The sequence below is a fragment of the Pirellulales bacterium genome (assembly GCA_019636345.1).
Taxonomy (GTDB): domain Bacteria; phylum Planctomycetota; class Planctomycetia; order Pirellulales; family Lacipirellulaceae.
This window is the reverse complement of record JAHBXQ010000001.1, coordinates 358,998-372,639: the sequence shown is the minus strand read 5'-3', so window position 1 is coordinate 372,639 and position 13,642 is coordinate 358,998. Positions and strand designations below refer to the sequence as shown.

The following is a 13,642-nucleotide window of genomic DNA, read 5'->3' as shown; positions in this document are numbered from 1 at the left end:
GTAGATACGCCGGCAAGGGGCGGTCAAGGCAGACCCGGCAGCTAGCGGCCCTGCGCGTTGATCGCCAGCACGTCGCCCGCGACGATCGCCCGCAGGTTGCCAGGGAGGTTGAGGGTCGCGCCCGACTTCGACTCGGCAAGCTGGGCAAGCTGCTGCCAATGCCGGCGGGTCATCGCTTGCTCGGGCAGAGCGACCTCGCGCCAAGCGGCTCGCAAGACCTCTGCGCGCATCCAAGGCGACTCCGCAGCGAGCCGTTCGCGATCCAAGCGGATCAGACGACGCTCACGATCGTCGTGGCGGGTTAATCGGGGAATGCGAGGCTCTGCGGCGCCAGCGGCGCACGGGCTGGGCCGCGCCGCCTCCTCCCGCGTCCTCACGGCGTCCTGGCTGCAGCGGCATTCTGCAAGCACGACCTGCGCCTGCGATTCGACCAGGGAGCACGCCTCGCGGGCGTCGTCGGCCAGTTCGAGAATCGCCGCGTCGAGGTCCGGCCCCGCGACGGAACGAAGCGCCGGCAGCAATTCGTGCCGCACCCGGTTGCGGGCGTACAGCGGGTCGTCGTTCGAGGAATCGTGGAACCACTCGAGTCCCGCCGCTTCGAGCGCGGCAAGCAATTCCTGCCGCGTTGCAGCGAGCAGCGGGCGAACGAGCGACACGCTAGGGCTCAGGGGCCGACATCGCTGCATCCCCCCCAAACCGCGCAAGCCCGCGCCCCGTTGCAGCCGCATCAACACGGTTTCAACTTGATCGTCGCGGGTATGGCCGACGGCCACGTACCGCGCACCCCGGGCCTCGGCCATCTCGGCAAGCGCGGCGTACCGCTCGGCCCGCGCCGCGGCCTCGACGCCATCACCATCGCGTCGGGCGCGCTGGCTCACGGGGCGCCGCTCGACCGCGAGCGGCGTCTGAAGCCGCCCCGCGAGTGCGGCGACCCACTGTTCCTGCCGGTCGGATTCGGCGTCGCGAAGCTGGTGGTTGACGTGCCCTAGCCAGAGTCGACCCGCCCCGCCAGCCGTGCGCTTGGCGGCAATCAGCCCCGCGGCGAGAGCCAGGCTGTCGACCCCGCCGGAAACGGCGACGACGACATGCACGTCGCGCCAGGCCGCGGCGGGCCACGAGCGAGTCGCGATGCGGCTCAAGTCATCCATCGGGCCGGCGTGGAGTTCATGGACGCTGGGGTCGGTGCAGAGCGGAGGCAAGTCGGTCGCCAGGGGGGGAGTGCGCGGTTCCGGCGGACCGGCGCGTCACTCTCTCGCGGGAGCAACGAACTCCCCTTGAATGGCCAAGTCGCGTTCTCCGCCATTTGCAGCCGGGGGGAGATTTGATATTGTACAGATTCGACGCAAAGGCCGCCCTGCCGAGCATTTGCGAGCCGGCAGCGAGAGGTTCTGAGGCCCTCCGCGGGCCCCGCCGCTTGCGCCGCTATGAGCATGCGTATCCACTACGCGTCCGAACGTCCGCGACCCCGCGGCGAGATCGGGCCGTTGCGATTGTTTTGAGTCGTTCGTTCGAGAAGTCAACCAGGGCAAGCGTCAGGTTCCTGCGACGCGGCCGAGGTTTCGAGATGATGGCGTTGGTGCTGGTCCTTTTGGCGATGCTTGCGTCCGCGGCAGGGCTTTGGCTTGCCGTCGGGGGAAACGTGCGCCGACCAACCGTCGCTTCGCTCGGGGTCGCGGCTGCGATGATCGCCGCGCCGGTGCGGGGGGCCTTTGCGGCCGTTCCCGAGCTGCGCGGTCCGCCTCTCCATCCTTGCGATCGTCGAGGGCGCGGCCGACTGGCCGCAGCGACGGTCGCCGGGGGGCCGCTGTCTCACGGCGGTCGGTCGGAGCGCCGCGGGCGTTAACCTGAATCTCCGCTTCGTCTTGTCGGGTCGCCGGCGCTGGTGCGCCGTCTCGCGATCCCTTCTCGTCGACCGGCTGGCAATCGCGCCGGTTTCCGCTCGCTCGGTCTTGGACGCCGCGGATCCGCGAGATTCCCTGCGGTTCACCTGCTGGAACATAGGCCATGATTGTCGCTGGACTTGGAACGCTTCTTCCTGGGCTCTTGGCCCTGACCGACGGGCAGACCACCGCCGCGGTGCTTGCGGCGGCTCTGCTGGGCATGGGCGCCGTCAAGGGGCTCGACTACCTCCGTCGCCGCGACGCCGACAAGGAGGCGGCGCTGATCCTGCAACGGGCCGAGACTGAGGCCGCTGCGCGCCGCAAGGAGGCCCAGATCGAAGCCCGCGAGATGGCCCTCCAAGAAAAGGCCAAGCTTGAAAAGGAAAACGAGGAAATCCGACGTCAACTCCACGAGCGGGAACGGCAGCTCGACAAGCTCGAAGACGCACAAACCGTCCGAGCCGAGCAGCTCGCCAAGCAGGAGAAAATGGTCGAGGGGAACCAGCGCCGCCTCGCCGAAAAGCTGGAGGACGCGGGCCGGCGGCAGAAGGAACTGGACGACCTGCTGGATCTCGAACGCCAGACGATGCACCAACTGAGCGGCCTGAGCCCCGCCGACGCCGAGGCGAGGCTGCTCAGCCGATTGGAGAAGGAGCTCGTCAAGGAACAGGGCGCGCTTGTGCTTCGCTATCAGCGCGAGGCGGAGCAAAAGGTGCAGGAACAAAGCCGGGAAATGCTGATCACCGCGATCCAGCGGTTCGCCGCGGCTCATACGGCCGAATCGACGACCAGCACGGTCGACATCCCCAACGACGAGATGAAGGGTCGCATCATCGGCCGCGAAGGGCGGAACATCCGGGCGATCGAAAAAGCGACCGGCGTGGACGTCATCATCGACGACACTCCCGGGGTGGTCATCGTCAGCGCGTTCGACCCCGTGCGGCGGGAGATCGCCCGAATCGCCCTGTCGAAGCTGATCGCCGACGGGCGGATCCACCCGACCCGAATCGAGGAGCTTGTCGCCGAGACCGAGAAGGAGGTCGAGGCCGCCATCATGAAGCACGGCGAGGAGGCGATGCAGGAGGCCGACGTGTTCGGGCTCCACAAGAAAGTCGTCGAGTTGCTGGGGCGGCTCCGTTATCGCACCAGCTACAGCCAGAACGTGCTGCGGCACTCGATCGAGGTCTGCTTCATCGCGGGCATGCTGGCCGAGGAACTGGGGATGGACGGAGACCTGGCGCGGCGGGCCGGGCTGCTGCACGACATCGGCAAAGCGGCCGACCACGACCAGGAGGGGGGGCACCCGAAGATCGGCGCCGATTTGCTCAAGCGGTTCGGCGAAGGGCCCGAAGTCGTCCACGCGGCCCTGGGGCACCACGACGACATCCGACCCGACATGCCCTACACGGTGCTGGTGGCGGCGGCCGACGCGTGCAGCGCGTCGCGTCCCGGCGCTCGGCGGGAGTCGCTCGATCGGTATATCAAGCGGATGGAAGAACTGGAAACGATCGCCACGAGCTTCTCTGGGGTGCAGCAGGCGTTCGCAATCCAGGCCGGGCGCGAGGTGCGGGTGATCGTCAGCGCCGACGACACGACCGACGAATCCGCCGCGAAGATCTGCCGCGACATCGCCAACTCGTTCGAGCAACAGCTCACGTATCCCGGCGAGATCAAGGTGACGCTCATCCGCGAGACGCGCGTGACGGAACTGGCGCGATAGCGATTATTGGCGAATGCAGAGTCTCACTCAGCGTTGAAGAGACAGCCGTGCGGGTATTGTTCATTGGCGACGTCGTCGGACGGCCCGGGCGCGATATTATTTGCGACGCCCTCCCGGGGCTGATCGTGCGCGAGCGACTCGACGCGGTGATCGTCAACGCCGAGAACGCGGCCGGGGGGTCGGGACTCACGCCGCAGATCTACAAGGACCTGATCGCAGCCGGGGTCGACGGGATCACGCTGGGGGACCATGTCTACCGGCGGCGAGAGATCCAATCCGTGCTCGAGCGCGAAGCGAACATCGTGCGCCCCGCCAATCTGCCCGAAGAGGCCGTGGGCCGCACTTGGGCGACGGTCCCGGCTCGCAACGGGGGGCAGGTGGGGTTCTGCTGCGTGCTGGGGCAGTTGTTCATGAACCCCGTCGACAATCCCTGGCGAGCCGCGGATCGGGCCCTCGCTGCGATGCCGGGGGACGTGACGGTGCGGATGGTCGACATCCACGTCGAAGCGACCAGCGAGGCGCAACTCTTGGGCCGATACTTCGACGGCCGGGCGACGGCCGTACTGGGGACCCACACGCACGTCGCCACGGCGGACGAGCAGATCCTGCCCGGCGGAACGGCGTTTCAGTGCGACGTGGGAATGACCGGCCCGCACGACAGCATCCTCGGGCGGCGGATCGACCGCGTGATGGAGACCAAGTTGACGGCTAACCCGACGCAATTCGAAGTCGCCAGCGGCGACGTGCGCATCAACGGCGCGGTGATCGAGGCCGACGATGACACGGGCCGAGCCGTGGCGATCGCCCGGTTGTGCGTGTACGAAGCGGACGTGCCGGCGCTCGCAGCGCTTGCTAGCAAGCGGTAAACCGGGACAACGTCGGCACACGACTGCATGCTTGAAGTTCGCGATTAGACGGACTTGCAGCCCCCGATTGCAGCCAAGAAGCGGTCAGGTCGAATTGTTGATTCCAGACAGCCCCGAACTCGCAGCAAGCAGGAATGCATGCTGTTTGCGGTTCTCGGAAGGAAGGCGGTTGTCGTCGTGAGAGCGCCGCCGAGGAGGGCGAGCCACTCGGCGCCACCGCTCGTTTGATTCGCCTTGCAGTTTGGGCGACCGTTTCCTACTCTCCGCGCGGCTAGGTAGTCCCTCCGTGACGCCCGAGCAAACCGAGATCGCCGAGATTCGAGCTTCGTCGCAATCGATGTCGCGGCGCGACCGTTGGCTGGCCGCCCTGGGGGCGGCCGTCCTGGCCGCGCTCGTGGCTGCCGCCGCGACGGCGACGCCCGACCCCCGCGGTTACGGAACGCACGAGCAATTCGGGTGGGGGCCGTGTTCATTTCGCGATTGGACGGGGTTCGCCTGTCCGTCGTGCGGCATGACTACGGCCTGGGCCTGCCTGGTGCGCAGCGACGTCGCGCGAGCGGCGGCGGCGAATCTGGCCGGCGCCGGGCTCGCCGTGGCGGCGCTCCTCGGTGCGCCGTGGCTCGCGTGGGCCGCGGCCCGCGGCGCGTGGCCGTGGCGCCGTCCGCGATGGGACGGCGTCGTGTATGCCGGAACTGTCCTGCTGGGGGTCGCCGCCCTGGACTGGGTGCGACGCCTGGCCGTGGGTTGACGACCGACTGCCGCGAGTTGACCGCTCGCTCGAACCGAAACACCTCCTCCGTCGCGGGCCGCGCCCGCAAGGATCGACGCATGGATCGCACATTCGCCCACGCCCCGACTGTTCATCGCGCGGCCTTGCTCGCTGCCGCGATCCTGCTGGCGACGGGAACCGGATGCATCGGCTCGATCATCGCCACGGGGGTCTACCTGTTCCAGGGGGGCAACGTCGTTCCCGCGGAGTGCAGCGATCTTGAGAATCAGCGCGTGGTGGTCGTCTGCCGGCCTCCGTCGTCGCAAGAGTATCGCCACGCCGGCGCCGCCCGGGCCGTCGGCGAACGAGTCGCCAATTTGCTCGAACAGAACGTCAAGAAGATCGACGTGGTGAGCCAGCGCGAGGTCGACAACTGGATCGACGAGCAGGATTGGGAGAACTTCAAGGACCTAGGCCGCAGCGTCAAGGCGACCCGCGTCGTGTACATCGAGCTCGACGACTTCGAGCTGTACAAAGGGAAGACGTTGTACCAAGGCAATGCGGACGTTACGGTGTCGGTGTACGACATGAACGAGCGCGGCAAGCTGATGTGGGATCGGCAACTCGGTCAGGTCCTCTTCCCCCGCAACAGCGGCATCCCCGCGGCCGACAAGCCGGTGCACGCGTTTCAGCGACAGTTCGTCGAGGTCATCTCGACGAAGATCGCCGAGCACTTCTACAAACACAACCCGAACAGCGAGTTCGCGCTGGACGCGGTGGCGAATCAGTAGCGTGCGACGGGCTCCCCGTGAGCCCCCGGGCAATGACCGGGGGCAAGAAGCGACCGATCGGGATCAGAACCCCAACGCCCTCCAGGCAATCTGGACGATCTTGACGTAGGCGTTGTCCCACGCCTCGGGCCGGAAGAACTGAACTTCCCTGTCCGGCGCACCCAGGAAGGGGCGCAACAGCCAAGCGAGTTGGATCGCCACGAGTACGTAGATCGCCGCCCACGCGACGAGCAATTTGCGGTGGCGCGGATCGCGCCGCACGAGGGGCCGAAAGAACGCCCGCAGCAAGAATTGCGCAGCGAGACTGGCGACGGCGAACATGGCGCCGTTGAACGCGAGCGCCTGATCGTAGCGTGCGGACGAAGCGTACCAGGTCATCGTCAACGGGCTGAGCGACGCGAGCACGATCGCCAGTCCGGCCTGAGCGGCGATCAGGGCACGCAGCGCTTCGCCAAAGTCGCGTCGCAAGCCCCACAAGGTGCACAACACAAAAAAGCTGGGGAGCCCGATGAGAAACGCCCCCGACAACAGTAGGGGGACCTTCACTGCGGAATAGAACGTCTGCAAGAGCCACTGGTCTTGGCCAGTCAGTCCGCGGAACGTCCCCATGGCCGCCCCGTACCACAGGGAAAAGACCAGCAAGCAAACCGCGAGCCGGGCGACGGCCGGACCCATCCGCTCGGAACGGGTCGTCCACTCCGCTCGTCGAAGCACGTCGTCGGCAGTGCCCAGGAGCGAAACCATCGTCCGCCAGGGTCCTTGAGTTCGCGTCGATGCGTCGGAAAGCGTCATTCGCCGAAAAGCAGCTTGCCGAGGGCGTGGAGAACGGCCGTAAAGAAGTTCGACTGCCGCTCGCGGAACCAGGTGAACGGCAAGTCAGGCGAGCCGATGAACGGCCGCATGACCCACCCCATTTGGGCGCCCACCAGCGCAAACAGGACGACCCAGCAGCGGAAGATCAATCGCGTACGCTGCGCAAGCGATTGACCCGCCGGCATCTCCAGCGGGCTGGAATCAAGGGACTTCTTTTCGAGCAGCGCCGCGCTTGCAGCGTCGCTCGGCGAATCGTCGGGAGATTGGCCTGCCGTCTCAGGGCCAAAGTGCGATTGACTTGCCTCGACTCGCTTCGCCGGGAGGTCCCGGGCGACTCGCGACTCGACCAGGACCGTGAGTCGATGCAATGTCTGCAACAGGAACGCGAGTCCCAGGAACCCCGCGATCGAGAACATCGCGACGTTCATCACCACGACGAACGGGTGACTGTTCGTGCTGACCGAGAAAAAGGCGACGATCGGGCCCAAGGAGGCGAGCACCGCAGCATTCACTGCGACAGCCGCCGTCAGCAATCGGCACAAGCCGTCGGCGCGCAGCCTTGATCCGATCAATGCGTTGAGCACGTACAGCGAAGGGAACGTCACCAGGAGAGTCAGCAAAAACACCAGCGGCGTCTTCACCATGGACGCCACAAGCTGCCAACACCGGTCCGCCCCGCCGGCCAATTCGGGGGGCGTCGCTTTCAGCAGCGAGTAGCTCCCCATGCATAGTCCGTAGATCATGCACAAGAGAATGATGGCGCCCAGCGTGCGGCGAACACTGACGGAAACGTCGCCGGTTTTCGCGAGAAGCTCAGGCGCCGTCGATTCGCCCCGCAACAAGCCGTCGACTTCGGCAAGCCACGTTCTCAGTTTCAGCCACATATCACCGTCTCGGGGTGCGATCGAGCGACGCTCACGCTCCTATCATCGCTGGCGGCGAAAACCGGGGCAATTGTCCCTCGGTCCCCATGGCGCGAAAACTTCGTCATCACAACGGCGGCGGGTCGCGGCGGGGCGGGCCTTCGGGGATCGGCCGGTCCTGCTGCGGGCGGGGGGGGCGATTGTTGTTCGGCGGGTTCTGTCGGGGCAGGGGGGTGTAGCCTTCGGTCCATTGCCAGCCCAGCGGCACGGCCAGTTCGCGCTGGGCGAGGTAGTGCCACGGAGTCCCCGGGTGCTCGGCGACGACCCGGTCGAGATACTCGCGCGACCGCTGCGCCGTCTTCTCCAGCGCGCTGTTGGGAAAGTCCGACCCCGGGCGCAGGATCCAGGTGTTGTTCCGCTCGCTCTTGAAGGGCATCCCCTGCTTCGCCTGAGCGAGCATGGCGTTGTAGCCGGCCGTGCGAACCTGGACCGCCAGGGCCCGCCCCATCGCCAAGTCGTACCCGGCCTGCCACCGCGGCTCGGCAAGCCGGTCGCGATCCTCGGCTCCGGTCGCGAGGATCTGCACGACGCGGTCAATCTTCGGCTGCAACACGGCTGCGGTGCGTTGAGCGGTCGTCAACGCTTGGGCGAGCTCCGCTTCGTCCCGTTTGGGAAAGCGCAGACGGACGTTCTCCATCGTCGCGGTCCAAGTGAGCGCGGCCGCCTCGACGAGCGCTCGCCGGGCGCGATTCGATCCGATCAGCCGTTCGTACTGCGCGACCGAGACGTACTCGGGCTGATAGCGGACCATGACGTCGGGATCGAAGAACCTCGCAAAGTGAACCGCCAACGTGTCGATCTCGCCCGGGCCTATCGAACGTCCCAGCGTGCGGTTAGGGTGGACGGTGAAGTAGATGCCGCCGGTCTCGAAGCAGAGCCGCGTGAGGGCGTAGGGACCAAACCCCGAATCGAGCAGTTCCTCGATCTCGCCCCGGTCGCGGCCGTCGGCGAACGACAGCTTGAGCCGCTCGGGCAGGAGCGACTCGGGTCCCAGCCGCACCGGGGGCCACTGCGGTCGCTGGTCGTACCGCGGGTCGGGATCGACCCATTTGACGCGGGCGAACTGTCGCCCGAACGGCGCCGGTCGGCCCACGACGTAGACGGGGATCGCGCTCTTGCGGCACAGATCGACCGCCTCGTCGAGCGCCGCGGCGTCGTCCCCCGATTCGTCGGTGAACACGACGATCATCACGTTGCGGCCTCCCTGACTCGCCGAACGGTATCGGCGGTACTTCTCCGCGGCCATGGCGACGGCGGTGAACACGTTCTCGACCTGCGTGTCGGCGTCGCGCATCGACTTGATCGCGAGCTCGATCGCGGCGAAGTCGTCGGTGGGCTCCGGGGTAAGGGCGCGGGGTTCGGCATCGAAGCCGACGACCGCCGTCAGCAGCGGCTTGTCTTTGTGTCGTCGGAACGCGGGATTCTCGGCCGCCTCGATCACACCCAGTTCGTCGTAGATGCGTCGAAATCGTTTCAGCACCGCCTCGCGCTCAGTGCGCATGCTGCCCGATTGGTCGAACATCCAGACGACCAGCGTGGGGCGCTGCTGCAGCGAAGCGAGGATCTCGTGGGTGATCCGGTCGATGGCGCCCTCGGCCCCTGTGGCGCCGACGCTGCCGACCCCCTGGGCGAGCGGGGCGTCGAACTTCTCCGGCGCTTCAAGGGCGTTGCGCATCAAATCGAGCGGCGCCGCTTCGGCGACGACCGGCGTCAGCGGCTCGTCGATCGACACCAGCGACTCGAGCGACAACTGCGGGGCCGAGGCAAGCGCCGAGTCCATTCCGCCGGCGCTCAGCGCCCCGAGCGCGTCGTATTCGTCGTCAGCCGAGGCGAACTCCTCGGCAATCTCGACCTCCTCGGGCAGATCGAGCGGTTCGAAAGCGAGCCCCAGGTCGGCCTCGCGCGCCGGCAGTGCGAGGGACGCCGCAGCCAGTGCGACCATCAGCACGACATGCACGACTAAGCTGGCCACCCAGGCGACCGACTCGGAATCGACGAGCGCAGGAGACGGACCGTCTAGGGGGGGGTCGGCAACCGGGAGACTGCCGAACGCCGGCCCGGCAACGGCGCGATCGTCGGCGATGAACGGTTCGGTGACGGTCGCCATATCCAGCCCGGCGGCAGCAAGAAGGGCGGAGGAGGTGGCCAAAGCGGCTCTCTCTGCCATTCTCGCTTGAGACGGAGAATCCGGCAACCAAGCTTCACGGCGGATCGTGGTGATACCGTTTGCGCCCTTGGAAGGACGCCTGGGGGCACAGTTCAGCGGAGCCCCTCGGAGATCGCCTGGGGGCTCACTTCGTTCGACCCCAGCCACCCGTCGCAACCGGTGGACTCGGGAATCATTCGCCGGGCCGCCGCAGACTTCTCCGCGTCGCCAGCTTGCGGTAAGCGAACATCAACCTCAGGTTCGGCCGCGCGAACAGCAGCCGGGTCACGAATCCCCAGAAGCCCGACCGGTGCGCGTACACGATGTGCTCGTGAATCTCGGTCACCGAGTCCGACACCGGGGTAAACGTGTGGGTGTGCTCCCACTTGAGGGCGGGGCCCTCGGTCTGGACGTCGGTGAACCCGCGGTCGGAGACCCCGCGATGGACTGCCGTCCACCGCAACGGCAGCGGTCCGACCCACAGCGTGAAACGCGAGGTCGACCCCTCGCCCAGCGGTTCGACGTCGTGCAATTGGACGAGAGTCGGCGGCGGAGTGAGGGTTTTCAGCGCACTGGTATCGCGATGAAACTCGCCGACCGCTTTCAAAGGGGCGTTGACGGTAAAGCGGTAATCGAAGACCGGCATCGAACGCGTCTTTCCATCGCGGGGCGGCGGATTCGGCGCCAAACATGGAGAGCGAGGCTCCGTCGAACTCGCCTCGCCAAGCCTCGCCCATTGAAAGCTTAACCGCAGTCAGCCGCCAGCGTACACGGCCCTTCTCACGGCGCCCGCACCAAGTTCGCCGGCTCGATCCGTCCCGCGGCGAATCCGCTGACGTTGGCGAGGGTCGTCTCGGCGATCTTCTCCATCGCCTCGCGCGTGAAAAACGCCTGATGGCTAGTGATCAGCACGTTGGAAAACGTGAGCAATCGCGCCAGGGTGTCGTCTTGCAAGACCTTGTCCGAGAGATCCTCGAAGAAGACGTCCTCCTCCTCTTCGTAAACGTCGAGGGCCAGTGCGCCGATCTTGCCCGACTTGAGCCCGGCGATGACCGCCTGCGAGTCGACCAGCGGGCCGCGACTGGTGTTGACGATCGTGACGCCGGGTTTCATCCGCGCGATCGCCGCGCCGTCGATGACGTGGTGCGTCTGCGGCGTCAGGGGACAATGAAGCGTGACGACGTCCGCCGCGGCGAGCAACTCAGGCAACTCGACGTACTCGACGCCCAGGACGAGACACTCGGGATTGGAATGCACGTCGTACGCCAGGACGCGGCACCCGAACCCGTGCAAGATCCGGCAGACCAGGGCCCCGATGCGTCCTGTGCCCAAGACTCCGACCGTCTTGCCCTGAAGATCGAATCCCAGGAGCCCGTCGATCGCGAAGTTCCCCTCGCGGACCCGGTTGAACGCGCGGTGGATGCGGCGGTTGAGCGTCAGCAACAACGCAACCGTGTGCTCGGCCACGGCATGGGGCGAATAGGCCGGCACGCGGGCGACGGCGATGCCGTACGTCTTCGCGGCGGCCAGATCGACGTTGTTGAACCCCGCGCATCGCAAGGCGACCAGTTGCGTGCCGTGGGCGGCCAGGACTGCGAGCGTCTGACCATCGAGCCGGTCGTTGACGAACGCGCAGACAACCGGGAACCCCGCCGCCAACGCGACCGACTCGGGACTCAGCCTCGCTTCAAGATAAGTCAGTTCGTGGCCATGCCGCCCGTTGGCGGCGTCGAAAAAGCGGCGATCGTACGGTTTGGTGCTGAAGACGGCGACGTTCATCGAGGGGTTTCCTTGTCAAATAATGCGGAAACAGCGAGGTCGCCCGCAGAAACTTGACCGTCCTGCTCCGTCCGAGCGAGCGTATCCGAAACTGACCGTTGCACGGAACCCCACGGAACCCGTTCGAGACGGTCTCGACGGCACGGATCGCCCGCCCCGCGCGACGGCATCTTGGACGCAAGCCGCTCATTGGAAACGATTTAGGTCTGCTTTTCGTTCGGCGGACGCTGGTAGTTTCCCATTGGTCAACCAGCCGCAGGGTCGCGAGATCGCTCCGACTGCTGGCGCTCGTCGATGAAGAATCGATCCGCGTACTGCGAATTTGCTTGACTGCGCGGCAGGGGCCGGTAGCTTGACGGTTGCGGGGAACATGCTACGGATTTTAACCCCCGTGCTTGCTTCTCTCGTGGAATGCGTCTGGTTCAGCATGTCGCCGACGGAACGGCCCGTACATGGCGCCGCTCCGCCCGGGGTTTGCCGGCGCCCGTGCGCCTGCCGGGCGAATCGTTTTCTCTTGCTCTGACGACGGGAGGGTCTCATGAGTCGGTACATTGTTTCCGGACGGTGGCGCCAAGCGCTCGCGGCGGTATGCGTCGCCGGCGCCGCCATGCCGGCTTGGGCGGGCGATTACTACACGACGGTCCCTTTCCCCGCAGGGATCTTCATCGGCGGAACCGGCGCAACGCCGGCGCATGTCGTGATCGGCAAAGAGTATTCGCACAACCGCGGCATCCCGGGAACCGATCCGCGGATCGTCAGCTTCGACGATCACGACGCGTTCGGCGCCCCCGACCCGCTGCAGGTGGTGTCGTGGGACGGCATTCCCCGCGCCGGCGTGGGGGGCGGCAACAGCGGTTCGAACGACGCGTTCGATTTCGGCGTGCCGGGGTTCAACTTTCCTCAGGGACAAGTCGACGCAATCGCCAATCGGGGCGACTTTTTGTTTCGCGAAGTGATTGAGAACAAAGCGTCGCTGTTGTTCTCGTCGACCCTCGACACGAGCGTTGTCGGCGGCGTGCATGTCTGGTGGGAAGATCCAACCGGCGCCTTCGGCATCTGGGCCGATGCCGAAACGCTTGGCATCGCCCATCCCCCGGGCCCCGGGCCGGGCGTCAATCATCACCCCGTGTTCGACCTCGATGGCCTGGAAGTGTGGGGGCCCGAGCCCCCCACGCATCTGCCCGGCGGCAATGTGGTCGTCGAGGGCTATCTCGGAGGCTTGCATGTCGCCGACTCCGATCGGTTCTCGCTTGACAACGATTCTGCTTCGGGCGTCTCCGTCTGGGCCTACGACATCGCCGCCAAAGCCATCGCCCCCTGGGTGCTGCACGCGGACGTCGTCGCGGCGGTCGAACACGCTTTCCTGGGCCCGGGGGCCGCGTTCCCGAGGGAGATTCGCGACTTGATTGATCTCGATGCCCTGATGGCACGAGACTTGGGACCGATCGCGGCCCATGGACTGTTCGCTCCCGGCGACGAGATCCTGTTCAGCATCGACCCGATCGACGCCGTCGGCATCGACGGCGGCGAGATCATCCACGCCTACTTCGACGCGGCCGGCGGAATCGTCGGCGCGTTCCTGTCGCACGGCGGCCACTTGTGGGACACCGCCTTCGACATTCGCGGGAGGTTCGGCGTGGAGTTCGAGGACATCGACGCGATCGAAGCGGTCGGCACGCTCACCGGGGACCCGATCGACGTCCCCGACCCCTACATCCCCGAACCGGCGACAATCTGGCTGGCCGGCCTGGGGCTGGCAGGAATCGCCGCCCGGCGGAGACGACGTTCGATCTGACGCAATCACGAACTGCACGTGGTGCGGCGGGGCCTCGATGTCGGGGCCCCGCCGCAACGTCTTTTCATCGGGCGTGACGCTGCGTCGGCGCCGTCAGCGCGGCCAAACGCGTCCGCGGCCCGCGCCAAGTTCCAGCCGATCTCGACGAGTAGTCCGGGTAGGATTCGAACCTACGACCAAGGGATTATGAGTCACATGCTGACGCATCTCTTTCACGGAG

At 66.5% G+C, this 13,642-nt stretch carries 11 protein-coding genes; 5 read left to right on the top strand and 6 right to left on the bottom strand.

Going from position 1 to position 13,642, the window contains the following annotated elements:
• Positions 1-41: 41 nt before the first annotated feature.
• Entirely contained in the window at positions 42-1,199 is a 1,158-nt protein-coding gene (tilS, locus tag KF688_01355) for a tRNA lysidine(34) synthetase TilS (GenBank protein MBX3424301.1), read from the bottom strand.
• An 805-nt stretch (positions 1,200-2,004) separates the two neighbouring features.
• On the opposite strand from tilS, the gene rny reads away from it, so the two are divergent.
• From rny to KF688_01335, 4 genes are all read left to right on the top strand, one after another.
• Positions 2,005-3,600, top strand: coding sequence for a ribonuclease Y (gene rny, locus KF688_01350; protein ID MBX3424300.1), 1,596 nt, complete (start codon positions 2,005-2,007; stop codon positions 3,598-3,600).
• Positions 3,601-3,647: 47 nt separating this feature from the next.
• Positions 3,648-4,466 (top strand): YmdB family metallophosphoesterase, encoded by an 819-nt coding sequence (locus KF688_01345; GenBank protein MBX3424299.1) that lies wholly within the window; start codon positions 3,648-3,650, stop codon positions 4,464-4,466.
• 286 nt (positions 4,467-4,752) lie between these two features.
• The gene (locus KF688_01340) at positions 4,753-5,214 is read left to right on the top strand and encodes a DUF2752 domain-containing protein (protein ID MBX3424298.1); all 462 of its coding nucleotides are present in this window, start codon (positions 4,753-4,755) and stop codon (positions 5,212-5,214) included.
• Between the two features lie 80 nt (positions 5,215-5,294).
• Complete coding sequence (locus KF688_01335) at positions 5,295-5,966, top strand: hypothetical protein (GenBank protein ID MBX3424297.1); 672 nt, start codon at positions 5,295-5,297, stop codon at positions 5,964-5,966.
• Positions 5,967-6,029: 63 nt separating this feature from the next.
• Here KF688_01335 and KF688_01330 read toward each other — a convergent pair whose 3' ends face one another.
• The 5 genes from KF688_01330 to KF688_01310 form a co-directional block, all read right to left on the bottom strand.
• A complete protein-coding gene (locus tag KF688_01330; GenBank protein ID MBX3424296.1) occupies positions 6,030-6,710 on the bottom strand; it encodes a hypothetical protein in 681 nt (226 codons plus the stop codon).
• Between the two features lie 44 nt (positions 6,711-6,754).
• A complete protein-coding gene (locus tag KF688_01325) occupies positions 6,755-7,663 on the bottom strand; it encodes a hypothetical protein (GenBank protein ID MBX3424295.1) in 909 nt (302 codons plus the stop codon).
• A gap of 106 nt (positions 7,664-7,769) precedes the next feature.
• Positions 7,770-9,851 carry a VWA domain-containing protein gene (locus KF688_01320; protein MBX3424294.1) on the bottom strand — a complete coding sequence of 694 codons (2,082 nt, stop codon included), beginning with the start codon at positions 9,849-9,851 and terminating at the stop codon, positions 7,770-7,772.
• A 190-nt stretch (positions 9,852-10,041) separates the two neighbouring features.
• On the bottom strand, positions 10,042-10,494 hold the full coding sequence (locus KF688_01315; GenBank protein ID MBX3424293.1) for a hypothetical protein: 453 nt from the start codon (positions 10,492-10,494) through the stop codon (positions 10,042-10,044).
• A 134-nt stretch (positions 10,495-10,628) separates the two neighbouring features.
• Complete coding sequence (locus tag KF688_01310; GenBank protein ID MBX3424292.1) at positions 10,629-11,627, bottom strand: 2-hydroxyacid dehydrogenase; 999 nt, start codon at positions 11,625-11,627, stop codon at positions 10,629-10,631.
• A gap of 538 nt (positions 11,628-12,165) precedes the next feature.
• On the opposite strand from KF688_01310, the gene KF688_01305 reads away from it, so the two are divergent.
• Positions 12,166-13,422, top strand: coding sequence for a PEP-CTERM sorting domain-containing protein (locus tag KF688_01305; protein ID MBX3424291.1), 1,257 nt, complete (start codon positions 12,166-12,168; stop codon positions 13,420-13,422).
• Positions 13,423-13,642: the final 220 nt, after the last annotated feature.